The sequence below is a fragment of the Mycolicibacterium vaccae NBRC 14118 = CIP 105934 genome, from assembly GCF_001552715.1.
Lineage (GTDB): Bacteria > Actinomycetota > Actinomycetes > Mycobacteriales > Mycobacteriaceae > Mycobacterium > Mycobacterium vaccae.
The window spans coordinates 1-21664 of sequence record NZ_BCRS01000072.1 but is presented as its reverse complement, the minus strand read 5'-3'; the positions used below and the strand labels follow the sequence as shown (position 1 = coordinate 21664).

27 protein-coding genes are annotated in these 21664 nt (G+C 70.2%); 19 read left to right on the top strand and 8 right to left on the bottom strand.

The annotated features are described in order from the left end of the window. Nucleotides 1-86 precede the first annotated feature (86 nt). Both recX and recA read right to left on the bottom strand, forming a co-directional pair. Complete coding sequence (gene recX, locus MVA01S_RS15350; protein WP_003933595.1) at nt 87-644, bottom strand: recombination regulator RecX; 558 nt, start codon at nt 642-644, stop codon at nt 87-89. Then, a complete protein-coding gene (recA, locus tag MVA01S_RS15345; protein ID WP_003933594.1) occupies nt 613-1665 on the bottom strand; it encodes a recombinase RecA in 1053 nt (350 codons plus the stop codon). Before recA ends, recX begins: the two co-directional genes overlap by 32 nt. 156 nt (nt 1666-1821) lie before the next feature. Here recA and MVA01S_RS15340 point away from each other — a divergent pair, with 156 nt between their 5' ends. The 18 genes from MVA01S_RS15340 to MVA01S_RS15260 all read left to right on the top strand — a co-directional run bounded on the left by MVA01S_RS15340 (nt 1822) and on the right by MVA01S_RS15260 (nt 17314). After that, on the top strand, nt 1822-2712 hold the full coding sequence (locus MVA01S_RS15340) for an alpha/beta hydrolase (protein WP_040543126.1): 891 nt from the start codon (nt 1822-1824) through the stop codon (nt 2710-2712). A 64-nt stretch (nt 2713-2776) separates the two neighbouring features. After that, complete coding sequence (locus MVA01S_RS15335) at nt 2777-3106, top strand: hydrogenase maturation nickel metallochaperone HypA/HybF (RefSeq protein ID WP_003933592.1); 330 nt, start codon at nt 2777-2779, stop codon at nt 3104-3106. A gap of 2 nt (nt 3107-3108) precedes the next feature. Then, the gene (gene hypB, locus MVA01S_RS15330) at nt 3109-3900 is read left to right on the top strand and encodes a hydrogenase nickel incorporation protein HypB (protein ID WP_003933591.1); all 792 of its coding nucleotides are present in this window, start codon (nt 3109-3111) and stop codon (nt 3898-3900) included. 85 nt (nt 3901-3985) lie between these two features. Further along, complete coding sequence (locus MVA01S_RS15325) at nt 3986-5041, top strand: NADH-quinone oxidoreductase subunit B family protein (RefSeq protein WP_003933590.1); 1056 nt, start codon at nt 3986-3988, stop codon at nt 5039-5041. Nucleotides 5042-5110: 69 nt separating this feature from the next. Then, nucleotides 5111-6907: a nickel-dependent hydrogenase large subunit gene (locus MVA01S_RS15320; protein ID WP_003933589.1), complete on the top strand. Its 1797-nt coding sequence runs from the start codon at nt 5111-5113 to the stop codon at nt 6905-6907. Between the two features lie 3 nt (nt 6908-6910). Beyond that, nucleotides 6911-7801 (top strand): NifU family protein, encoded by an 891-nt coding sequence (locus MVA01S_RS15315; protein ID WP_003933588.1) that lies wholly within the window; start codon nt 6911-6913, stop codon nt 7799-7801. Beyond that, nucleotides 7801-8430 (top strand): DUF5947 family protein, encoded by a 630-nt coding sequence (locus tag MVA01S_RS15310; RefSeq protein WP_003933587.1) that lies wholly within the window; start codon nt 7801-7803, stop codon nt 8428-8430. Before MVA01S_RS15315 ends, MVA01S_RS15310 begins: the two co-directional genes overlap by 1 nt. Then, a complete protein-coding gene (locus tag MVA01S_RS15305) occupies nt 8427-9065 on the top strand; it encodes a DUF6084 family protein (protein WP_003933586.1) in 639 nt (212 codons plus the stop codon). The genes MVA01S_RS15310 and MVA01S_RS15305 overlap by 4 nt, the downstream gene beginning before the upstream one ends. After that, nucleotides 9062-10399 carry a hypothetical protein gene (locus tag MVA01S_RS15300; RefSeq protein WP_003933585.1) on the top strand — a complete coding sequence of 446 codons (1338 nt, stop codon included), beginning with the start codon at nt 9062-9064 and terminating at the stop codon, nt 10397-10399. Before MVA01S_RS15305 ends, MVA01S_RS15300 begins: the two co-directional genes overlap by 4 nt. Beyond that, a complete protein-coding gene (locus tag MVA01S_RS32430) occupies nt 10390-10509 on the top strand; it encodes a DUF6893 family small protein (RefSeq protein ID WP_086006115.1) in 120 nt (39 codons plus the stop codon). Before MVA01S_RS15300 ends, MVA01S_RS32430 begins: the two co-directional genes overlap by 10 nt. Before the next feature lie 12 nt (nt 10510-10521). After that, nucleotides 10522-11013, top strand: coding sequence for a hydrogenase maturation protease (locus MVA01S_RS15295; protein ID WP_081529188.1), 492 nt, complete (start codon nt 10522-10524; stop codon nt 11011-11013). A gap of 1 nt (nt 11014) precedes the next feature. Beyond that, complete coding sequence (locus tag MVA01S_RS15290; RefSeq protein ID WP_003933583.1) at nt 11015-11269, top strand: HypC/HybG/HupF family hydrogenase formation chaperone; 255 nt, start codon at nt 11015-11017, stop codon at nt 11267-11269. Beyond that, complete coding sequence (hypF, locus tag MVA01S_RS15285; RefSeq protein ID WP_003933582.1) at nt 11266-13536, top strand: carbamoyltransferase HypF; 2271 nt, start codon at nt 11266-11268, stop codon at nt 13534-13536. The genes MVA01S_RS15290 and hypF overlap by 4 nt, the downstream gene beginning before the upstream one ends. A 13-nt stretch (nt 13537-13549) precedes the next feature. Continuing rightward, entirely contained in the window at nt 13550-13864 is a 315-nt protein-coding gene (locus tag MVA01S_RS15280) for a HypC/HybG/HupF family hydrogenase formation chaperone (protein WP_003933581.1), read from the top strand. Continuing rightward, nucleotides 13861-14961, top strand: a complete 1101-nt coding sequence (gene hypD, locus MVA01S_RS15275; RefSeq protein WP_003933580.1) for a hydrogenase formation protein HypD — start codon at nt 13861-13863, stop codon at nt 14959-14961. The genes MVA01S_RS15280 and hypD overlap by 4 nt, the downstream gene beginning before the upstream one ends. Further along, nucleotides 14954-16027 (top strand): hydrogenase expression/formation protein HypE, encoded by a 1074-nt coding sequence (hypE, locus tag MVA01S_RS15270; protein WP_003933579.1) that lies wholly within the window; start codon nt 14954-14956, stop codon nt 16025-16027. Before hypD ends, hypE begins: the two co-directional genes overlap by 8 nt. Nucleotide 16028: 1 nt before the next feature. Further along, complete coding sequence (locus tag MVA01S_RS15265) at nt 16029-16778, top strand: DUF6390 family protein (RefSeq protein ID WP_003933578.1); 750 nt, start codon at nt 16029-16031, stop codon at nt 16776-16778. A 101-nt stretch (nt 16779-16879) separates the two neighbouring features. Continuing rightward, the gene (locus MVA01S_RS15260) at nt 16880-17314 is read left to right on the top strand and encodes a prolipoprotein diacylglyceryl transferase (RefSeq protein ID WP_003933577.1); all 435 of its coding nucleotides are present in this window, start codon (nt 16880-16882) and stop codon (nt 17312-17314) included. Nucleotides 17315-17318: 4 nt separating this feature from the next. On the opposite strand, the gene MVA01S_RS15255 is transcribed toward MVA01S_RS15260, so the two are convergent. Together MVA01S_RS15255 and MVA01S_RS15250 are read right to left on the bottom strand one after the other, a co-directional pair. After that, nucleotides 17319-17510, bottom strand: coding sequence for a DUF3046 domain-containing protein (locus MVA01S_RS15255; protein ID WP_003933576.1), 192 nt, complete (start codon nt 17508-17510; stop codon nt 17319-17321). A gap of 9 nt (nt 17511-17519) precedes the next feature. After that, the gene (locus MVA01S_RS15250) at nt 17520-18692 is read right to left on the bottom strand and encodes a glycosyltransferase (RefSeq protein ID WP_003933575.1); all 1173 of its coding nucleotides are present in this window, start codon (nt 18690-18692) and stop codon (nt 17520-17522) included. A gap of 43 nt (nt 18693-18735) precedes the next feature. Here MVA01S_RS15250 and MVA01S_RS15245 point away from each other — a divergent pair, with 43 nt between their 5' ends. Next, the gene (locus MVA01S_RS15245; RefSeq protein ID WP_003933574.1) at nt 18736-19251 is read left to right on the top strand and encodes a limonene-1,2-epoxide hydrolase family protein; all 516 of its coding nucleotides are present in this window, start codon (nt 18736-18738) and stop codon (nt 19249-19251) included. A gap of 45 nt (nt 19252-19296) precedes the next feature. Here the strand turns inward: MVA01S_RS15245 and pspM are convergent, their stop codons facing one another. From pspM to MVA01S_RS15225, 4 genes are all read right to left on the bottom strand, one after another. After that, nucleotides 19297-20109: a phage shock envelope stress response protein PspM gene (gene pspM / locus MVA01S_RS15240; RefSeq protein WP_003933573.1), complete on the bottom strand. Its 813-nt coding sequence runs from the start codon at nt 20107-20109 to the stop codon at nt 19297-19299. A 17-nt stretch (nt 20110-20126) separates the two neighbouring features. After that, nucleotides 20127-20942, bottom strand: coding sequence for a phage shock protein PspA (pspA, locus tag MVA01S_RS15235; RefSeq protein ID WP_003933571.1), 816 nt, complete (start codon nt 20940-20942; stop codon nt 20127-20129). 110 nt (nt 20943-21052) lie between these two features. Next, complete coding sequence (gene clgR, locus MVA01S_RS15230) at nt 21053-21391, bottom strand: transcriptional regulator ClgR (RefSeq protein WP_003933570.1); 339 nt, start codon at nt 21389-21391, stop codon at nt 21053-21055. A gap of 88 nt (nt 21392-21479) precedes the next feature. Continuing rightward, on the bottom strand, nt 21480-21664 hold a 185-nt coding region (locus MVA01S_RS15225), incomplete at its 5' end, for a CinA family protein (protein WP_174538929.1).

Genomic DNA, 21664 nt, shown 5'->3' with positions numbered 1-21664 from the left:
CCTCACCCCGGTCTTGCCGCAAGACCGGGGGTGCCCAATAATGTGAGCGGGGGAAGCAACGATCACCTCCCCCGCTCACCTGTCGCTCACACCTTGCGGCGCTCCCGTTCGTTCGCCAATTCGGCGGTGACCACATCGAGTGCCATCGACTGCTGGTAGCCACGCCGGGCCAGCATGCCGACCAGCCGCCGCGCCACCTTGTTCTCGGCGTCCCTGTCGTCGGGGTCGCCGAGCTTCTCGCGCCGCAACTTGTCGCGGACCAACTGTTCGGCTCGGGTGCGTTCGGCGCCGGCGTCGATCCCGGCCAATGCGCCGTCGATCACCTCGTTGTCGACGCCCTTCTTGCGCAACTCGGCAGCCAACGCGCGCTTGCCTTTTCCGGCATTCGCGCGCCGGGACCGCACCCACTCCTCGGCGAAGTCCTCGTCGTCGATCAGCCCGACCTCGGTCAACCGGTCCAGGACGGACGCGGCGATGTCGTCGGGGTATCCGCGCTTGGCCAGCGCGGCTTCCAGTTCGGCCCGGGTGCGCGCCCTTGCGGTGAGCAGGCGCAGGCACAGTGCCCGCGCCTGCTCGCCTCGCTTGGTGGACTCGTCGGCACCCGCCGCCGGACTAGAAGTCGACGGGAGCGGGAAGAGCGTCATCGGCTGCGCCATCGGTCAGCTGAGCCCCGATACCGAGCTTCTCCTTGATCTTCTTCTCGATCTCGTTGGCCGCATCGGGGTTCTCCAGCAAGAATTTTCGCGCGTTCTCCTTGCCCTGGCCCAGCTGCTCACCGTCGTAGGTGAACCAGGATCCGGACTTGCGGATGAAGCCGTGCTCGACACCCATGTCGATGAGTGAGCCTTCCCGGCTGATCCCGTGGCCGTACAGGATGTCGAACTCGGCCTGCTTGAACGGCGGCGACACCTTGTTCTTGACCACCTTGACGCGGGTGCGGTTACCGACGGCGTCGGTACCGTCCTTGAGGGTCTCGATGCGGCGGACATCCAGGCGCACCGAAGAGTAGAACTTCAATGCCTTACCGCCGGTGGTGGTTTCGGGAGATCCGAACATCACACCGATCTTCTCGCGCAGCTGGTTGATGAAGATCGCGGTGGTGCCCGAGTTGTTCAGCGCACCGGTCATCTTGCGCAGCGCCTGGCTCATCAGGCGGGCCTGCAGACCCACGTGGCTGTCGCCCATCTCGCCTTCGATCTCGGCGCGCGGCACCAGCGCGGCCACCGAGTCGATGACCAGGATGTCCAGCGCACCGGAGCGCACCAGCATGTCGGCGATCTCCAGCGCCTGCTCACCGGTGTCGGGCTGGGACACCAGCAGCGCGTCGGTGTCCACCCCGAGCTTCTTGGCGTAATCGGGGTCCAGCGCGTGCTCGGCGTCGATGAACGCCGCGATACCGCCGGCGGCCTGGGCGTTGGCCACCGCGTGCAGCGCGACGGTGGTCTTACCGGAGGATTCCGGGCCGTAGATCTCGACCACGCGGCCACGCGGCAGGCCGCCGATGCCGAGCGCGACGTCGAGCGCGATCGAACCGGTGGGGATGACCGCGATCGGCGGACGGACGTCCTCGCCGAGTCGCATCACCGAACCCTTGCCGAAGTTCTTGTCGATCTGCGCGAGTGCCAGCTCCAGGGCTTTCTCGCGGTCAGGGGCTTGTGGCGCCATGGTGATACCTCTCCGATAGTCGTTGTCGACCGGTCCTCGGTCGGTTGGCAGTGACGCTATGTGAGGCCACCGACAAGTCGCTGGGTCGAACTCCACCCACAGTAGACGAACAGGTGTTCGATTCAAGTGGACACGCCGACGGACTACTTTCCGAGCATGACGACACGAGACGATGTCCGGATCCCGGCCAGAGGCGGAGAGATCGCCGCGTACTTGTACCGGCCGCAGGTCAGCGACCGTCCTGCGCCGTGTGTGGTGATGGCGCACGGCTTCACCGGCACCCGTGACGACGGGCTTCCCGGCTACGCCGAGGCGTTCTGCGGCGCCGGATACGCCGTCGCGCTGTTCGACTACCGCCATTTCGGCGCCTCCACCGGTGAGCCGCGCCAGCTGCTCGACATCGCCGAGCAGCGCCGGGACTACCACTCCGTGATCGCCTGGGCCCGCCACCTCGACGGCGTCGACCCGGACCGGCTCGTGGCATGGGGTACGTCGTTCAGCGGTGGTCACGTGCTCGCGGTCGCCGCCGAGGATCCACAGATCGCCGCGGTGATCGCCCAGGCGCCGTTCACCGACGCCCTCGCCACCCTGCGGGAGATCCCGCCGCGCAACATCCCCAGAGTGATGTTGGCCGCGGTCCGCGACCAGCTCGGCGCCTGGCGCGGACAGCCTCCGTACACGGTGCCCGCGGTCGGGGAACCCGGCACGGTCGCTGCGATGACGTCCCTGGACGCCAAACCCGGCTTCGAGGCGATGATCGGCCCGAACTCATTGTGGCGCAATGAGTTCGCCGCGCGGTTGATGTTCCGGTTCGCGTTCTGCCGGCCCGGGCGGGCGGCCGCGAAACTGCCCATGCCGGTGCTGCTGTGCGTCTGCGATGACGACGTCGTCACCCCTCCGGGGCCGTCGGTGACCGCCGCCCGCCATGCTCCGCGTGGTGAATTGCGCCGCTACCCGTACGGGCATTTCGACATCTACAACGACCCGCAGGTCAAGGCCGACCAGTTGGCTTTCCTGGCGCGCGCCGTCGGCGACGGTTCCGCCTGACGATCCTGGACGCGTGCCGCACGCCGGTCCTATCGTGGATCATCCGCCACGGAAACGGACTGTCATGCACGAGATGGCGATCACCCAGAGTGTCGTCGATGCCGTGTGTGAACACGCCGGCGGCCGGCGGGTGCACGGGATCCGGCTGGAAGTCGGCGCGTTGTGCGCGGTGGTGCCGGACTCGATGCAGTTCTGCTTCGAGCTGGTCACCGAAGGCACCACGGCCGAGGGCGCCCGCCTCGACATCGACGTGCGCCCCGCGAGCGGGCACTGCCGCGGCTGCGGCGAGGACTTCGTGCTGGCCGATTTCATCCTGCTCTGCCCGTGCGGCAGCGCCGACGTCGAGGTGACCGCCGGGCAGGACATCCTGATCCGGTCCATGGAAGTGAGCTGACCATGTGCGCAACCTGCGGGTGCGGCGACGACGCGGCGACTGTCACCGTCCCCGGCACCCCGTCCGACCACCAGCACCCCCACCCCCACCCGCACCCGCACCCGCACACGGTCGACCTCGAGCAGCGTGTGCTGGCCAAGAACGACGCCCTCGCCGAGAGCAACCGGCGCCTGCTCGCGCAACGCGGGATCGTCGCGCTCAATCTGATGAGTTCGCCCGGGGCCGGGAAGACCACGCTGCTGGAGCGGACCATCCGCGAGCTCGGCGCCCGCACCGCGGTGACCGTCATCGAAGGCGATCAGGAGACCCTGCTCGACGCCGAACGGATCCGCGCCACCGGGGCGCCCGCGGTGCAGGTCAACACCGGGGCGGGCTGCCACCTGGACGCACAGATGGTCGGCGACGCGCTGACCGCCCTCGATCCACCCGAACACTCCCTGCTGTTCATCGAGAACGTCGGAAACCTGGTGTGCCCGGCCATGTTCGACCTCGGCGAACGGGCCAAGGTGGTGATCGTCTCGGTGACCGAGGGCGCCGACAAACCGCTGAAGTACCCGCACATGTTCGCCGCCGCGGACCTGGTCGTGGTCAACAAGTCCGACCTGCTGCCCTACGTCGATTTCGACGTCGCGCAGTGCGCCCGGCACGCCAGGTCGGTCAACCCCGGGGTGGAGATCCTGACGGTGTCGGCAAGGACCGGCGAAGGCCTCGCGCAGTGGTACCGCTGGATCGAGATCCAGACCGGACCCGGGCCCCGCCGTCAACCCGTTGACAACGGATATCGGCGCGAGTAGACCAAAGTCAGCAGCGCGCAAGTGGGCCGAGCGTCGACCCCGGCGCCGCAGGGGCCCCAGCCCGGGCCCCGGAAAGCTGTGACATATGCCCAGCGAGGCAGCAGTCAAAGCGGAAGAGGCGCTGATCCACGTTCTGTGGATCAACGCCGGCCTGAGTTGTGACGGCGATTCGGTGGCGTTGACTGCCGCCACCCTCCCGAGCATCGAGGAGATCGCGCTCGGCGCGCTCCCCGGTCTGCCCAGGGTCGCCATCCACTGGCCCTTGATCGACTTCGAATGCGGACCCAACGGGGGCGCAGACGACTTCCTCGAATGGTTCTTCAAGGCCGACAGAGGCGAACTGGAACCGTTCGTGCTGGTCGTCGAGGGCTCCATCCCGAACGAGAAGATCAAGGACGAGGGCTACTGGTGCGGGTTCGGCAACGACCCCGCCACCGGCCAGCCCATCACCACCAGCGAATGGCTGGACCGGCTCACCCCGAAGGCCACGGTGGTGGTGGCGGCGGGGACCTGCGCCACCTACGGCGGCATCCACGCGATGGCGGGCAACCCGACGGGTGCGATGGGGGTGCCCGACTATCTCGGCTGGGACTGGAAGTCCAAGGCCGGCGTCCCGATCGTGTGCGTGCCGGGGTGTCCGGTGCAGCCGGACAACCTGTCGGAGACGCTGACCTACCTGCTCTACATGGCCACCGACCAGGCGCCGATGATCCCGCTCGACGACGCGTTGCGACCCAAGTGGCTGTTCGGGGCGACGGTCCACGAGGGCTGCGACCGCGGCGGCTACTACGAGCAGGGCGACTTCGCCACCGAGTACGGGTCACCGAAGTGCATCGTGAAACTGGGATGTTGGGGCCCGGTGGTGAAATGCAATGTGCCCAAACGCGGTTGGATGGACGGTGTCGGCGGCTGCCCGAACGTCGGCGGCATCTGCATCGGCTGCACCATGCCGGGCTTCCCGGACAAGTTCATGCCGTTCATGGACGAACCGCCCGGCGGCAAGCTGTCCTCCACCGGCTCCGAGCTCTACGGCTCGGTGATCCGCAGCCTGCGCCACATCACCGGCCGCACGCTCGACAAGGAGCCCCACTGGCGGCGCCGGGGCACCGAGCTGACGACAGGAGTCACCCGCACCTGGTGACTGCGGCGGCCTCGCGCGTCGCCACAGGTGCTGCATCGCCGGCGATCACCCAGAGAGAGAAGAAGGCCGATGACCACGACCACGCCCAAGCCGTCCCATGCGGAGCGCGAACCCGGCCAGCTCGTGGAGATGGCGTGGGATCCGATCACCCGGATCGTCGGCAGTCTCGGCATCTACACCAAGATCGACTTCGAGAACCGGGAAGTGGTGGAGTGCCACAGCACTTCGTCGATCTTCCGCGGCTATTCGATCTTCATGAAGGGCAAGGACCCTCGCGACGCGCACTTCATCACCAGCCGCATCTGCGGCATCTGCGGGGACAACCACGCGACCTGCTCGTGTTACGCGCAGAACATGGCCTACGGCGTCCAGCCGCCGCACCTGGGCGAATGGCTGATCAATCTGGGCGAGGCCGCGGAATACATGTTCGACCACAACATCTTTCAAGAGAACCTGGTCGCCGTCGACTACTGCGAGAAGATGGTCGCCGAGACCAATCCCAGCGTGCTGGCCAGAGCCGAGAACACTGAGGCCCCGCACGCCGGCATGCACGGGCACCGCACGATCGCCGACATCATGCGGGCGCTCAATCCGTTCACCGGGGAGTTCTACCGGGAGGCGCTGCAGGTCAGCAGGCTGACCCGGGAGATGTTCTGCCTCATGGAAGGTCGCCACGTCCACCCGTCGACGCTGTACCCGGGCGGGGTCGGCACCGTGGCGACCGTCCAACTGATGACCGACTACATGACGCGGTTGATGCGCTACATCGAGTTCATGAAGAAGGTCGTGCCGATGCACGACGACCTGTTCGATTTCTTCTACGAGGCGCTGCCCGGCTACGAACAGGTCGGCCTGCGCCGCACCCTGCTCGGCTGCTGGGGCTCGTTCCAGGACCCCGAGGTGTGCAACTTCTCCTACCGCGACATGGAGTCGTGGGGCCGCAAGATGTTCGTGACCCCCGGGGTGGTGGTCGACGGCAAGCTGGTCACCACCTCGCTGGTGGACATCAACCTCGGTATCCGAATCCTGTTGGGACACAGCTTCTATGAGGACTGGACCGACCAGGAGATGTTCGTCAAGACCGATCCGCTGGGCAACCCGGTGGATCGCCGCCACCCCTGGAACCAGCACACCAATCCCAAACCGCAGAAGCGGGACTTCGACGACGGCTACAGCTGGGTGATGTCGCCGCGGTGGTTCGACGGCAAGAACAACCTGGCACTGGACACCGGCGGCGGCGCGCTGGCTCGGATGTGGTCGACGGCGCTGGCCGGGCTCGTCGACATCGGATACGTGAAATCGACCGGCCGCAGCGTGCAGATCAACCTGCCCAAGACCGCGCTCAAGGGGCCGGTGGAGTTCGAGTGGACCATCCCGGCGCACGGCAGCAACACCTTGGAACGCAACCGCGCCCGCACCTACTTCCAGGCCTACGCCGCGGCGTGCGCACTGCATTTCGCGGAGAAGGCGCTCGTCGAGATCCGTGCCGGACGGACCAAGACGTGGGAGCGTTTCGAGGTGCCCGACGAGGGCATCGGCTGCGGCTTCACCGAGGCGGTGCGCGGTGTGCTGTCGCACCACATGGTGATCCGCGACGGCAAGATCGCCAACTACCACCCCTATCCGCCGACACCGTGGAACGCCAGTCCGCGCGACAGCTACGGCACGCCGGGCCCCTACGAGGACGCGGTGCAGGGCCTGCCGATCTTCGAGGAGAACGACCGCGACCACTTCAAGGGCATCGACATCATGCGCACGGTGCGCAGTTTCGACCCGTGCCTGCCGTGCGGGGTGCACATGTACCTCGGGCAGGGCAGGCAACTGGACCTGCTGCACTCCCCCACCCAGTCGGTGACCGGGGAATAGCACATGGCTCCACCGACGCCGCGACGCCTCGACGACGCCCGGTGGCGCGCGGCCGGCGGGCGCATGGAGACGCTGATCGACGGGATCGGCGCGAGCGGGGCGGCGGCGCGGGAGCGGGCGGAGAACCTGGTCCGTGAGGTGACCGACCTCTACGGCGCCGCGCTCGAGCGGATGACCGACCTGGCCGTCGCCGCGAAACCCGAACTGGCGCAGGCGTTCGCCGACGACGACCTGGTCGCGAGCCTGCTGTTGGTGCACGGGCTGCACCCGCACGGCGTCGAGCGCCGGGTCGCCGACGCGCTGGCCGGCGTGCGGCCCTATCTGGGCTCCCACGGTGGGGACGTCTCTCTGCTCGGGGTCACCGACGGGGTGGTGCGGTTGCAGCTGCTGGGCAGTTGCAAGAGTTGTCCGTCCTCCTCGGTGACACTGGAACTGGCGGTCCAGGACGCGGTCCGCGCGGCGGCCCCGGACATCGAGGCGATCGAGGTCGTCGCGGCCGAGCCGGACCCGGAATCGACGACGATCCCGGCGAGCTCGCTGATGAGCCGGGTACGCGCCGCCGGCGGGCCGGCCCGGTGGATCCCGGTGCCGCAACTGGCCGAGCTGGCCGACGGTGAGGTCGGCGGTTTCCGCGTCGAGGACACCTCCGCCCTGGCCTGCCGGGTAGGCGGGGCCGTGTTCGCCTACCGCGACCGGTGCCCTGCCTGCGCCGGGTCGCTGGCCGGGGCCCGGTTGGCCGGTCCCGTGCTGCACTGTCCCCGCTGCGCGGCCGGGTTCGACGTGGTGCACGCCGGTTGCGGCGTGGGCGGCGACGGACATCTGCAGCCCATCCCTCTGCTCGAACGCGACGGCGTGCTCTGCCTCGCGGTGTCCGCGCCCGCGGAGGTGGCCTGATGCCGGGGACGTTCGACGTGCTGACCCGTATCCGGGCCGACCGGGCCGCCGACCAGCCCGCCGGTGAGCGCTGCGAGATGTGCGCGGAGCAGGTCGCCGCCGAGCACGGGCATGTGGTCGACATCGACGACAGGCGGCTGATGTGCGTCTGCCGGGGCTGCTACCTGCTGTTCACCGATGCGGCCGCGAAGTTGCGGTACCGCGCCGTGCCGGACCGCTATCTGGCCTTCCCGGACTTCGCGATGGACCGGGCGCTGTGGGAGAGCCTGCAGATCCCGGTCAGCCTGGCGTTCTTCTTCCACAACTCCGCGCTCGACCGCACCATCGCGCTCTATCCCGGGCCGGCCGGCGCCACCGAGTCCGAGTTGGATCTGCAGGCGTGGAACGATGTTCGCGCCACCGACCCTCGGGTCGACAATCTGGCCGCCGACACCGAAGCCGTGCTGGTGCGCACCGACGAGCCTCCGGAGCCGCGCGGGTACCTGGTCCCGATCGACGCCTGCTACGAGTTCGTCGGACGGCTGCGCATGCTGTGGAAGGGATTCGACGGCGGCCGGGAGGCCCGGGATTTCGTCGACGGGTTCTTCGCCCTCCTCGACGAGCGCGCCGCGGTGGTGCCACGCCCATGACCGAGATCCAGTTCAGCGTCACCGAGATCGCCCCGGAACCCTACGCGGTGACCCCGGTCCTGACCGCCCGCATCGGCATCACCGCCGACGGGCCGGATCCGATTCATGCCGTCGCGCTGCGCTGCCAGGTCCGGATAGAACCGTTGCGGCGCACCTACTCCGAGGATGAGGCGGACGGGCTGATCGACCTGTTCGGCACCCGGGACCGCTGGGCGGCGACTCAGCAGACCTTCCTGTGGCAGCACACCTCGGCGGTGGTGCCCGGATTCACCGGGGACACCGTCGCCGAACTGCCGCTGGAGTGCACCTACGACTTCGAGGTCAAGGCGGCCAAGTATCTGCTCGCCCTCGACGGGGGCACGGTGCCGCTGCGATTCCTGTTCAGCGGCACCGTGTTCGGGCGGGGAAATCAGAGCTTCAGCGTGCAGCAGGTGCCGTGGGACCGCGAGCAGCACTTCGACATGCCGGTCTCGGTGTGGCGTGATCTCATCCGGTTGCACTACCCGGGGACCGGGTGGGTGCGCCTGACGCGCGAGGCCATCGACGCGTTGGCCGCCTACCGCTCCGCGCGCGGACTGCTGGGCTTCGACGACGCGATCACCGAACTGCTCGCAACAGCGCCGGAACTGCGATGAGCACCGGATGGGACCGGGCCCGCGCCGTCGCCGACGCCGTGCTCTACGAGGGCTACCTGCTCTACCCCTACCGCGCCACCTCGGACAAGAACCGGTCCCGTTGGCAGTTCGGTGTGCTGGGCCCGCCGGGTGCCGAGCAGGCGGGGCTCGGTGAGAACGCGTCGCTGAGCGCGCAGATCCTCGTCGAGCCGCGGGGTGAGCCGCGGCTGTCCGGGGTGGTGCGCTTCCTGCAACTGCAGCACCGGGCGGTGCAGCAGTACACCGGTGGCCGCTACCGCGATGTCGACGAGCTGCAGGCGGGCGCGCACCGGTGGCTGAGCTGGGACGAGGCGGTCGAGTGTGAGATCGCGCTGACCCCCCTGGACACGGTGAACGCCCCGAATACCGTGGACTTCACCGTGCCCGCGGGCACCGACGTCGAGACCGTCACCGGCGGCAGGCTGGTGCGTGAGCGCCGCGAGCTGCGGGGGCGGCTGCAGATCCGCGCCGAACCCGACGAGCCGGCCGGTGGCCTGCTGCGGCTGACCGTCGAGGTGCACAACACCGCGGCTCCGCCGACCGACAAGACCGACGCGATCTCAACCTCCCTGATCGGGACACATCTGCTCCTGGAGATCAGCGGCGGCACATTCGTCTCACTGCTCGAACCGCCCGACGCGGCGGCCGGCGCGGCCGCACGGTGTCGTCAGCACCGGTGCTTCCCGGTGCTCGCCGGACCGCCCGGTGACCACCAGCTGGTGCTGGTCTCGCCGATCATCCTCTACGACCATCCCGAGATCGCCGAGCAGAGCCGCGGTGACCTCTACGACTCCTGCGAGATCGACGAGATCCTGACCCTGCGGGTGATGACGATGACCGACCAGGAGAAGGCGCAGGCCCGCGCGACCGATCCGCTGGCGGCCCGCATCATCGACCGCTGCGACACGATGTCCCCCGAGGCGATGCTCGATCTGCACGGTGTGCTCCGCGATCCGCACGCCGGGCCGCCGTCGCCGATCCCGGAGGTCCCCGCAGGCACGGACTGGTGGGATCCGGAGGCCGACAACGCCGTTCGCCCCGAGCTGGACGCGGTCCTGGTCGACGGCACCCGGGTGGCCCGGGGCAGCCGGGTCCGGCTGCACCCGTCGCGCCGGGCCGACGCCCAGGACCTCTTCTACGCCGACCGGACAGCGCGGGTGGCGTCGGTGCACGCCGACGTCGACGGCGGCACCCACATCGGTGTCGTCCTCGACGACGATCCGGCCGCCGAGCTGCACGACTGGTACGGCCGCTACCTGTACTTCGCCCCGGATGAGGTGGAACCGCTGGCCGGAAGGAGTTCGCCATGGAGGTAATCGGTCGGATCACGGTGGGAGTGCTGGCCGTCGCGGCGCTGGCCGCGGTGCTGATCGGGGTGCAGTCGCTCCCCGATGTGCAGCGCTATCTGAAGATCCGCCGCATGTGAGCTGAGGGAGAACTGACCACGCCACGGATTCTGGTAGCCGGTATCGGCAACATCTTCCTCGGAGACGACGGCTTCGGCCCCGAGGTCATGCGCCGCGTCCCGAACCGGCTCGCCGGACCGGACATCCGGTTGACCGACTACGGCATCCGGGGCATGCACCTGGCCTACGACCTGCTCGAGGACTGGTCGGCGCTGGTGCTCGTCGACGCCGTCCCCGACCGCGGCGCACCCGGCACGCTGCACGTGTTCGAAGTCGATCACCGAACCCTCACCGCCCGTGCCGGTCTGGACGCCCACGCGATGGACCCCGGCGCGGTGTTCGCCGGTTTGACCGCCCTCGGCGGGTCCGCCCCGCGCACCGTCGTCGTCGGGTGCGAGATTGCCGCCGTCGAGGACGGCATCGGCCTGTCGGCGCCCGTCGCGGCCGCGGTGCCCGCGGCCGCACGCGCCGTCGAGGACGTGCTGGCCGTCCTGCAGGCACACCCGGCGGCGGAGGGGGCCTGACATGTGTCTGGGCATCCCGGGACAGGTCGTCGGCATGGTGGCCGGCTACGGCGACCAGCTCGCACTCGTCGACGTCGCGGGCGAGCACCGCAAGGTCAACATCGGCATGCTGCCCGAGGAACGTTTCGCGCCCGGGGACTGGGTGATCATCCACATGGGGTTCGTGGTCGAGAAGACCGACGCGGCCGGTGCGGCGACGGCGCTGGCCGGTCTGGAACTGATGGGCCGGGGCCGGCCCGACGGGGAGGTGCCGTGACCGGCCGGCGGCGGGTCCGCGTCGACGTGCGCGGCGTCGTGCAGGGCGTGGGTTTCCGGCCCTTCGTCTACACCCGGGCCACGGCGTTGGGACTGGCCGGCTCGGTGCGCAACGACAGCACCGGGGCCGTCGCCGAGCTGGAGGGCGCCACCGACGACATCGACCGCTTCCTGGCCGACCTGCGGCAGCACCCGCCACCCTTGGCGGTGCTCGAATCCGTTGCTGTGCAGACTGTTCCGCTCGCCGGCGGCACCGGCTTCACGATCGCGGACACATCCCGCACCGACGGCGGCCGCACGCTCGCCTCACCCGATGTCGCCATGTGTGCCGACTGCGCCGCCGAACTGCGCGACCCGGCGGACCGGCGCTACCGGCACCCGTTCGTCAACTGCACCAACTGCGGTCCGCGGTTCACCATCATCGCCGCGCTGCCCTACGACCGGTCCTCGACGACCATGGCGGGCTTCCCGATGTGCCAAGACTGCGTCCGCGAGTACACCGACCCCGGCAACCGCCGGTTCCACGCCCAGCCGGTCTGCTGCCCGGGCTGCGGGCCGACGCTGCGCTACCGCGGCAGCGACGGGCACGAGACGCCCTCGGCGGCCGGGTTGCGCGCCGCCCGGCGGTTGCTGCGCGACGGCGGGGTGCTCGCGGTCAAGGGTGTCGGCGGATACCACCTCGCGTGCGACGCGGCCGACCCGGCAGCGGTGACCGTGCTGCGCGCCCGGAAACGCCGCGGCGACAAGCCGTTCGCGGTGATGGTGCCCGACCTCGCCGGTGCGCGCGCCGTCGCCGACGTCGACGATGCATCCGCGGCGCTGCTGGAAAGTCCGGCCCGGCCGATCGTGCTGATGCCGCGGCGAGCACGCGCCGTGGTCGATGACGCGGTGGCGCCGCGCAACCCCGACCTCGGCGTGCTGTTGGCCTACACCCCGCTGCACACGCTGCTGTTCGGGCTCGACGGTGACGAGCCGGGGCCGCAGGTCCTGGTGATGACGTCGGGCAACCTCGGCGGCGAACCCATCTGCTTCACCGACGACGCCGCCCTGGAACGCCTTTCGGGCCTGGCCGACGGCTGGCTGTGGCACGACAGGGCCATCCTGACACCGTGTGACGACTCGGTGATGCGCGCCGACACCCCCGTCCGGCGCTCCCGCGGCTACGCACCACTGCCGATCGCGCTGCCGGTCGCGGTGCCGCCGACGCTGGCCGTGGGCGCGGACCTGAAGAACACCATGGCCGTCGCCGAGGGCAGGTATGCCTGGCTGAGCCAGCACATCGGCGACATGGACGACCTGGCCACGCTGTCGGCCTTCGACTCCGCGCAGCAGCACCTGGGCCGGCTCACCGCGGTCGACCCGCAGGTGCTCGTCGCCGACGCGCATCCGCGGTACCGCTCGACGGCGTGGGCGCAGCGCAACGCCGCGGGCCGCCCGGTGCGCCGCGTGCAGCACCATCACGCGCACATCGCCGCGGTGATGGCCGAGCACGGCCTGGACGGCTCGGTCCCGGTACTCGGATTCGCCTTCGACGGAACGGGTTACGGCCCGGACGGGGCGATCTGGGGCGGTGAGGTCCTGCTGGCCGACTACAAGGGCTACCAGCGCCTGGCCCGGCTGCGCTACGTCCCGCTGCCCGGCGGTGACGTCAGCGTGTGGCGCCCGTACCGGATGGCGCTGGCGCATCTGTGGGCCGCCGGGCTGCCGTGGACGCCCGATCTGGCGCCCGTGCGGGCATGCCCGGCCGACGAACGGCAGGTGCTGCGCCACCAACTCGAAACCGGCCTGGGATGCGCGCCGACGTCCAGCATGGGCCGGTTGTTCGACGCGGTGTCGGCGCTGGCCGGTGTCCGTCAGGTGGTCGACTACGAGGCCCAGGCCGCGATCGAATTCGAAGGACTGGCCCGCCACAGCGATCCGGGCGGCACGGGTTACCGGTTCGCCGTCGACAGCACGGGCCCCACCGCGCTGATCGACCCCGCGCCCGTGCTCGGCGCGGTGGTCGCCGACGTGCGCGCCGGGGTCACCGCAGGCGTGATCGGCGCCGGTTTCCACCGCGCCGTCGCGGCGCTGATCCTCGGGCTCGCCGCCGCGAACCCCGGACACGCCGTCGCGTTGTCCGGCGGTGTGTTCCAGAACGCCCTGCTGCTGCGTACCACCCGCACACTGCTGGGCGACAACGGATTCCACGTGATCACCCACCTCCGGGTGCCGCCGAACGACGCCGGCATCGCGCTGGGACAACTACTGGTGGGCAACGCCGTCTGAAAGGAGCAGGCCGATGTGTCTTGCGATACCGGGCAGGATCGTCAGCATCGAGGAACGGGACGGCACGCTGATGTCGGTCGTCGACTTCGGCGGCGTCCGCAAGGACGTGTGCCTGCAGTACCTCCCCGATGCCGAGGTCGGCCACTACGTGGTGGTGCACGTCGGGTTCGCGATCCAGCGACTCGACGAGGAGTCGGCGACGCGCACGCTCGCCGAGTTCGAGCACCTGGGTGTGCTCGCCGAGGAGTTCGGCGACGGCTTCGAGGCGGCCGCCCGGCAGGCCGGGGCCGCCGACCCCGCACGCAACGGGTCGGAGGTGACCTCGTGAAGTACCTGGACGAGTTCAGTAATCCGGAGCTGGCGAGGCGGCTGATCGACCAGATCAAGTCGGCCGCCACCCGGCGCTGGTCGATCATGGAAGTCTGTGGCGGCCAGACACATTCAATCATCCGCCACGGTATCGACCAGCTGCTCCCCGACACCGTCGAGATGATCCACGGGCCGGGCTGTCCGGTCTGCGTCACCCCGCTGGAGGTGATCGACAAGGCACTGGAGATCGCGTCCCGCCCGGGGGTGATCTTCTGTTCGTTCGGCGACATGCTGCGGGTGCCGGGCAGCGAGAAGGATCTCTTCCGCATCAAGAGCGAGGGCGGCGACGTCCGCGTCGTCTACTCGCCGCTGGACGCGCTGACCGTCGCCCGCGACCACCCCGACAAGCAGGTGGTGTTCTTCGGCATCGGTTTCGAGACCACCGCGCCGGCCAATGCGATGACCGTGTACCAGGCCAGACGGCTCGGCATCGAGAACTTCTCGCTGCTCGTCTCGCACGTGCTGGTGCCGCCGGCGATCGCGGCGATCATGGAATCCCCGTCGTGTCGGGTGCAGGCGTTCCTGGCCGCCGGGCATGTGTGCACGGTGATGGGCACCGCCGAATACCCGCCGCTGTGCCGGAGATACGGAATCCCGATCGTGGTGACCGGATTCGAACCGCTGGACATCCTCGATGGCATCCGGCGCACGGTGGTGCAGCTCGAATCCGGCCGCCACGAACTGGAGAACGCCTACCGGCGTGCGGTGCAGGACGACGGCAACCCGGCCGCCAGGGCGATGCTGCTCGACGTGTTCGAGGTGACCGACCGGGCCTGGCGCGGCATCGGCGTGATCCCGGGCAGCGGCTGGCGGCTGTCGCAGGCCTACCGCGAGTTCGACGCCGAGCAGCGGTTCGCGGTCACCGATATCCACACCGAGGAGTCCGCGGTGTGCCGCTCGGGTGAGGTGTTGCAGGGCCTGCTCAAACCGCACGAGTGCGAAGCGTTCGGCACCCGGTGCACACCGCGGAACCCGTTGGGCGCCACCATGGTTTCGTCGGAGGGCGCCTGCGCGGCCTATTACCGGTACCGGCGGCTGGAGGTGACCCGTGCCTGACCCGGATCCGGAGGCGACCGTCGACCTGCAGGCGTGGGTGTGCCCGATCGCGCTGCGCGACGCGCCCAACATCGTGATGGGGCACGGCGGCGGCGGCGCGATGTCCGGTGAGCTCATCGAGCAGCTGTTCCTGCCTGCGTTCGGGCCGGCGGCCGACGCCGGGCTCGGGGATTCGGCGGTCGTCGACATCGGCGGCGCCCGGCTGGCGTTCTCGACCGACTCGTTCGTCGTCAAACCGATGGTGTTCCCGGGCGGCACCATCGGCGATCTCGCGGTCAACGGGACCGTCAACGACCTCGCGATGGCCGGTGCCGTCCCCAAGGTGATGTCGACGGCGTTCATCCTCGAAGAGGGCACCCCACTCGACGCGCTGGCCCGGATCGCCCAGGCCGTCGGGACCGCGGCGCTGGCGGCCGGGGTGAAACTGGTCACCGGCGACACCAAGGTCGTCGACTCCGGCCACGGCGACGGCGTGTACATCAACACCGCGGGCATCGGGCTGGTCGACGACCGCACCGACATCCGCCCGCAACGCGCCCGACCGGGCGATGCGGTGATCGTCAGCGGCGACCTCGGCGTGCACGGCGTGGCCGTGCTGAGCTGCCGCGAAGGGTTGGAGTTCGGCACCACGGTGGCCAGCGACACCGCTCCGCTGCACGGCCTGGTGGCCGCGATGATCGCCACCGGCGCCGACCTGCACGCGCTGCGCGATCCGACGCGGGGCGGGCTGGCCGCCACCCTCAACGAGATCGCCAGGGCCGCGACGGTCGGGGTGTCGATCGACGAACGCGCGCTTCCGATTCCGTCGCAGGTGCGCGATGCGTGCAGCATGCTCGGCCTCGATCCGCTCTATGTCGCCAACGAGGGCAAACTCGTCGCGTTCGTGCCCGCCGGGGACGCCGACCGGGTGCTCGCCGCGATGCGCGCGCACCCGCTGGGCGCCCGGGCGGCGGTGATCGGCAGCTGCGTCCGCGACCATCCCGGCATGGTGGTGACCCGGACGGCGCTGGGCGGCACCCGGGTGGTCGACCTGCCCATCGGCGAACAGCTGCCCCGGATCTGCTGACGTGATTCCGGCAACCGGATACCCGACCGGTCGCAGCCGCGCCGGCCACGCGCTGTTCGCGCGGTTCGCCTACCCGCCCAACGAACTCGGGTACTGCGGGCCGCAGGACACGCGGGCGCTGCTGGGCGCCGGCGACCAGATGACGGCGGTGGCGCGGGAGTTCGACGGCGCGTGGCCGTACCTGGAAGCCATCGCCGACGCGACGGCGATCGCCGATCCGCTCGACGTCGACGTGGTGCGCAGCTACTGGGTGGGCGGCCCGTCACTGAACGCGGTGGATGCGGTGACCCTGCTGGAGCGGCTCCGCTCGGCGTTCGCCGGTCAGGTGACCGGACTGCTGGGCGACCTCGCCGCCGCGGCGCCGGCCTTGGCGCACCACAGCTTCCACGTGCTGGTGGTCTATCCGTGGGTGCGTTTCCTGGAACGGGACCCCGGCACCGCGCTGGGCATCCTGCAGAACTGCCGGATCCGTTGGGGCACAGTTCATTCAGTGGACAGCGAGCATGTGGTCCTGGAATCTCGGCCGCTGACCCTGCGCGACGGTCGCCTGACGCTGGCAGAGCCCGTCGCCGAGCGGGTGCGGTGGTGTCGCGGCGAGACGTCGCTGACCACGGCACCCGAGGCCGGGGACGTCGTCGCCGCCCACTGGGACTGGGTGTGCGGACCGCTCACCGACGCGGACACCGCGGCGCTGACGACCGCGACGCAGGCCACGCTGGCACTGGTGAACGTGACCAGAAACCGATCATGAACTGCGAAAACGTCCGGCGGGACGGTTTCGGTGAGCACCCCCGGGGTATCCGTCCCGTCGGGCATGGCCGCGGACACGGCGGCCGGTGAGGAGTGAGTCCCATGAACGCGAGCGGATCCCGCGACACCGGGTCAGATCAACCATCGAGCGGACCGTCGGGCCGGCCGTCCGGCGCGATCGAGGACGCCGAGTCGGTGCCCAGCCACGGTGAACCCGGCCAGAGCGATTTCGAGACAGGCTTCACGACGGACCCGCCGCGCGACGTCGAGCCCGAAGTGCCGCCCTACGCCGGACGGAAGGAATCGGCCGACTCGGGGCAGGACACCGAACGGCACGGCGCCAGAACGGCAGGGGCGACCGCACCCACGACCGATCCGGACTACAAGTCCCCGGCCCCGGGCGACACCCCCGGCGGTGCCACCGCCTCCCCCGCGCAGGAGGAACCGGCGGCGCAGGCTTCGGAACGCGAGCCCGACGACCGCGGAGTGGGCCCGTCCCACACCCCGGGCACCGGACGCGGCGAGCAGAAACGCTGACGGGTCACCACAGGTCGCGCGGGACGTCGAAGTCCGCGCACAGAGCCCGCCACACCTCGCGGGGGTCGACGCCGTCCTCGATGGCCTGCGCCGGGGTGCGGCCGACGCTGGTCAGCACGTGGTCCACGAGCATCGACGACGCGCGTACCGCACCGAACTGGCCCTCGACGAGCACCTGGAATTCCGTCAACCGCACACCGACAAACTACGCCGGGGCCCCGATCGCGGCGTGGCACACCCGTACCGGATCGGCCACACCGGCCACGCCGGCCCCGGCCCGCCTGGCCGCCTCCCGGTAGCCCGGCGACCCGAGGACTTCCCGCACCGCGGCGGCCAGCGTCGCCCCGGTCAGCGGTCGGACGAGCTGCGCGCTGCCTTGCCGGACAACACGATTGGCGATCTCCCACTGGTCTCCCCCGCCGGGGACGACGACCATGGGCACGCCGGCCAGCAGCGACTTGGCCACCGTCCCGTGCCCGCCGCCGCAGATCAGCAGATCCGCCTGGGCGAGCAGCGCGTCCTGACGGCCCAGTCCGACCACCGCCCATGGCGGCACCTCGGCCTCAGGTCCGTCGAGGCGGGACACCACCACCCGTGCTCCGGCAGGCAGTGCGTCGCCGGGCACCAGCGCACTCAGCGCCACCTCGGCCATGCCGTCGGCGCCGGTGGTCGCGGTCGACGGGGCCACCACGACGACCGGGCCGTCACCGGCGGGCAGTGTCAGCACCTGCGTCGTCGGCTCGTAGTGCAGCGGACCGACGACGACGGCCTCCGCGGGCCAGTCGGGGCGGGGCACCTCCAACGCGGGCAGCGTCGCGATCAGCCGGCGCACCGGACCGGGGTCCTCGGCGGGCAGCCCGATCCCGGCCCGCGCCTCGGCCCGCTGCCGCAGCCCGTCCCGCCAGGACTTCGCGCTCAGTGCCCGCAGCACGGTGTCACGCAGTCTGCCGCGCAGCCCGGTGCCCGGCGCCAGCCCGCTGCCGATCGGGGGCAACCCCTTCGACGGGCGGTACAGCGGATGGGTGTTCAGCTCCACCCACGGCAGGCCCAGCAGGTCGGCGGCCAGCCCGCCGCACGCGGTGATCGAGTCCGAGACCACCAGATCGGGCGCCAGCCCGGCGATCACGTCGCGGTTCAGCACGGCCATCCGCGCGGCCCGGTGGTGGATCTTGGCGCCGGCGTCGGCGTCGTCGTCCTCGGCGGTCGGATCCAGGCCGAGCAGTTCGACCGCGTCGAGGCCTTCGCGGCGTGCGGTGTCGAGCCATCTCGTGCCGGTCAGCAGCGTCGGCTGGTCGCCGGCGGCCGCGAACCTCTGGCACAGCGCGATCGCGGGAAAGGCGTGGCCCGGATCGGGTCCCGCGACCACGGCAACGCGCATGCGGGCTACCCTGCCACACCACCCGCGGTTAGGCTCGGGCGATATGACCGACGACGCTCCTGATCCGCCACTGCCGATCGCCACCGACCACACCGCCATCGTGCAGAAGTTCCTGTTCGCGATGGCCGAGCAGGACTTCGACACCATCGAATCGCTGGCCGCGCCGGACCTGGTGTGGCAGAACGTGGGCCTGCCGACCCTCCGCGGGCGCAGCCGGATCATGAAGTTGCTGCGCCGGGGTGAGGGCAAGTTCGGGTTCCTGGTGAAGTTCCACCGGATCGCCGCCGATGAGCGCTCGCGCGAAGAGCGGAGCGGCACCGATGAGCGCTCGCGCGAAGGCCAGACCGGCACCGGCAGCACGGTCCTCACCGAACGCACCGATGCGCTGATCTTCGGCCCGCTGCGCCTTCAGTTCTGGGTGTGCGGCACGTTCGAGATCAACGACGCCGGCCAGATCACGCTGTGGCGTGACTACTTCGACTTCTTCGACGCGATGGTCAAGGCGCCGTTGCGGGCCGTCGCCGGCCTGGCGGTGCCGTCGTTGCGCCCGACGTTCTGAGGGACGACGTTCTGAGGGACGACGTTCTGCGGGCTCCGGTCCCGGTCAGGCCTGCCGCAGCCGGCCCAGCTCGTCGAACGCCTGCGCCCAGGCGTTGAGCCGGTCGGTGGCCATCCCGAGCTGATCGCGGTGCCTGCGCTGCACCATCGGCGAGCTCGACATCTGACCCGAATTCGCCGCTGACACCAATTGCGCTGCCGCGGAGACCATCTCGTTGTACTGGCGGGCGCCACGGTCGAGCTGGGTGGTGAACGCGGCGATCGTCGGGCTCAGGTAGTCGCGTGAGTGCGGTGCGGCCTTGGCCGCTTTCTCCATCGACACCACCTCGGCGGCGGTGGCGGCCATCGTGGCCGCGGTCTGTTCGGCGGCCACACGCAACTCCAGAAGTTCGGCCGCGGGCAGCATCTGGCCGCGCTCCATCACCCCGAGCAGCGAGAACAGTCCCCGTTCCGAGGCCGCCAGCGAGGCCATCGGCGCGCGGGCCGCCGAACCCCAGGCCGGCAGGCGGCGGGAGGCGCGCTGCGGCGGCAGCGGTTCACCACGCAGCCAGCGGTAGCGCAGGAACGCCAGCGTGGCCAGGAACGCCGCGCCGACGGCGATCGGCGACGGGATGAAGAGCGCCCACACCGGGGTGCTCCAGGACGCCACCAGTGCGGTGACCGCGAGCCAGAACAGCGCCGACACCGTGAAGAACACCCCGAGCCGCAGCGCCCAGCGCCGCTTGCGCAGCAGCTTGGCGCGCGGGTCGGCCGCGGCGTTGAGCTTCTCGGCCACCAGATCCGACCATTCCGCGGCCGTGTCGATGCCGCGCTGGGTCAGCGAACGCCAGGCTTCGGGTCGGTTGGTCCGGGTACTCACGTCATACTCCACGGATGTTATTGGGACAGCGGGTTTTCCGGTGTCGGGTTGGCGGCCGGGGTGTCCGGGGTCTGCTGGGCGGCCGGGGTGGTCCCGCCGGCGGGCAGCTGCTCACCGCGCATGGACGCCCGGATCTGCTCAAGGCGGGAATGCCCGGCCATCTGCACGCTGGCCTGCTGGACCTCCATCATCCGGCCCTGCACCGAGTTCTGGGCCAGCTCGGTCGCGCCCATCGCGTTGGCATAGCGGCGCTCGATCTTGTCGCGCACCTCGTCGAGGCTGGGGGTGGAGCCCGGCGCGGAGAGCTCGCTCATCGACCGCAGCGACGCACTGACCTGCTCCTGCATCTTGGCCTGCTCCAGCTGCGACAGCAGCTTGGTGCGCTCGGCGATCTTCTGCTGCAACACCATGGCGTTCTGCTCGACGGCCTTCTTGGCCTGTCCTGCGGCCTGCAGCGCCTGGTCGTGCAAACCCTTGAGATCCTCGACGCTCTGCTCGGCGGTCACCAGCTGGGCGGCGAACGCCTCGGCGGCGTTGGTGTAGTCGGTGGCCTTGGTGTTGTCGCCTGCGGCGACGGCCTGGTCGGCCAGCGTCAGCGCCTGGCGGACGTTGACCTGCAGCTTCTCGATGTCGGCGAGCTGGCGGTTGAGTCGCATCTCCAGCTGGCGCTGGTTACCGATCACCTGTGCCGCCTGCTGCGTCAGCGCCTGGTGCTGGCGCTGGGCGTCCTCGATGGCCTGCTGGATCTGCACCTTCGGGTCGGCATACTCGTCGACCTTCGAGCTGAACAGCGCCATGAGGTATTTCCACGCCTTGGTGAACGGATTGGCCATGTGTTCGTTCCGCCTTCGTGTCTGTCGATGGTGTCGCCTGTATCGGGAAGTACCTGCACCCCAACTTATCGGTTCGGCGCAGATCGCCACACCCCTGCCGGGGGAACCGGTCAGGCCACCGCCATCGACACCACCTGCGGAATGACCACCTTCGTGCTGGCGTCGATACCGGCGGTGCTCGCGGCGCGGGCGGCATCCGCCGCGGCGCGGGACTCCCGCAGGGCGAGCTCGTCACCGGCTTCGGTGAGCACCCACGACAGCGGCACGTCCAGCGCGCCGCAGATCGCACTAAGCAACTCGCTGGAGGCCTCCTTGCGGCCGCGTTCGACCTCGGACAGATAGCCGAGGCTGACCCGCGCCGAGTCCGAGACCTCACGCAGGGTGCGGCCCTGCTCGACCCGGGCGCGACGTAGCACGTCGCCGATGACCTCGCGCAACAATGTCGTCATCGCGCGCCCCCTTCTGATTGACGTGGGTTGGCTCTTCACGTCCAACGCCCGATGGCGCCGGGAAGGTTCCCGATCCCGCGACCCGGTGTCACTGCTGTTCGACCAGCAGGCGCAGCCGGCGCGCCGCGGCACGGACCGCGCCCAGCCGGATGTCCCACCGGCCGCCGCCGAGTTGCAGCCGCGTCACCTCGGCGCCGAACGGCCCGGCCACCCCCAGGAACACCGTCCCGACCGGGTGACCGCCGTGCGGTTCCGGGCCGGCGACGCCGGTCA

Excerpts from the sequence above, each read along its gene's own strand:
- recX (WP_003933595.1), bottom strand. The coding sequence starts at position 644 with ATGACGCTCTTCCCGCTCCCGTCGACTTCTAGTCCGGCGGCGGGTGCC.
- recA (WP_003933594.1), bottom strand. The coding sequence starts at position 1,665 with ATGGCGCCACAAGCCCCTGACCGCGAGAAAGCCCTGGAGCTGGCACTC.
- MVA01S_RS15340 (WP_040543126.1), top strand. The coding sequence starts at position 1,822 with ATGACGACACGAGACGATGTCCGGATCCCGGCCAGAGGCGGAGAGATC.
- MVA01S_RS15335 (WP_003933592.1), top strand. The coding sequence starts at position 2,777 with ATGCACGAGATGGCGATCACCCAGAGTGTCGTCGATGCCGTGTGTGAA.
- hypB (WP_003933591.1), top strand. The coding sequence starts at position 3,109 with ATGTGCGCAACCTGCGGGTGCGGCGACGACGCGGCGACTGTCACCGTC.
- MVA01S_RS15325 (WP_003933590.1), top strand. The coding sequence starts at position 3,986 with ATGCCCAGCGAGGCAGCAGTCAAAGCGGAAGAGGCGCTGATCCACGTT.
- MVA01S_RS15320 (WP_003933589.1), top strand. The coding sequence starts at position 5,111 with ATGACCACGACCACGCCCAAGCCGTCCCATGCGGAGCGCGAACCCGGC.
- MVA01S_RS15315 (WP_003933588.1), top strand. The coding sequence starts at position 6,911 with ATGGCTCCACCGACGCCGCGACGCCTCGACGACGCCCGGTGGCGCGCG.
- MVA01S_RS15310 (WP_003933587.1), top strand. The coding sequence starts at position 7,801 with ATGCCGGGGACGTTCGACGTGCTGACCCGTATCCGGGCCGACCGGGCC.
- MVA01S_RS15305 (WP_003933586.1), top strand. The coding sequence starts at position 8,427 with ATGACCGAGATCCAGTTCAGCGTCACCGAGATCGCCCCGGAACCCTAC.
- MVA01S_RS15300 (WP_003933585.1), top strand. The coding sequence starts at position 9,062 with ATGAGCACCGGATGGGACCGGGCCCGCGCCGTCGCCGACGCCGTGCTC.
- MVA01S_RS32430 (WP_086006115.1), top strand. The coding sequence starts at position 10,390 with ATGGAGGTAATCGGTCGGATCACGGTGGGAGTGCTGGCCGTCGCGGCG.
- MVA01S_RS15290 (WP_003933583.1), top strand. The coding sequence starts at position 11,015 with ATGTGTCTGGGCATCCCGGGACAGGTCGTCGGCATGGTGGCCGGCTAC.
- MVA01S_RS15280 (WP_003933581.1), top strand. The coding sequence starts at position 13,550 with ATGTGTCTTGCGATACCGGGCAGGATCGTCAGCATCGAGGAACGGGAC.
- MVA01S_RS15260 (WP_003933577.1), top strand. The coding sequence starts at position 16,880 with ATGAACGCGAGCGGATCCCGCGACACCGGGTCAGATCAACCATCGAGC.
- MVA01S_RS15250 (WP_003933575.1), bottom strand. The coding sequence starts at position 18,692 with ATGCGCGTTGCCGTGGTCGCGGGACCCGATCCGGGCCACGCCTTTCCC.
- MVA01S_RS15245 (WP_003933574.1), top strand. The coding sequence starts at position 18,736 with ATGACCGACGACGCTCCTGATCCGCCACTGCCGATCGCCACCGACCAC.
- pspA (WP_003933571.1), bottom strand. The coding sequence starts at position 20,942 with ATGGCCAATCCGTTCACCAAGGCGTGGAAATACCTCATGGCGCTGTTC.
- clgR (WP_003933570.1), bottom strand. The coding sequence starts at position 21,391 with ATGACGACATTGTTGCGCGAGGTCATCGGCGACGTGCTACGTCGCGCC.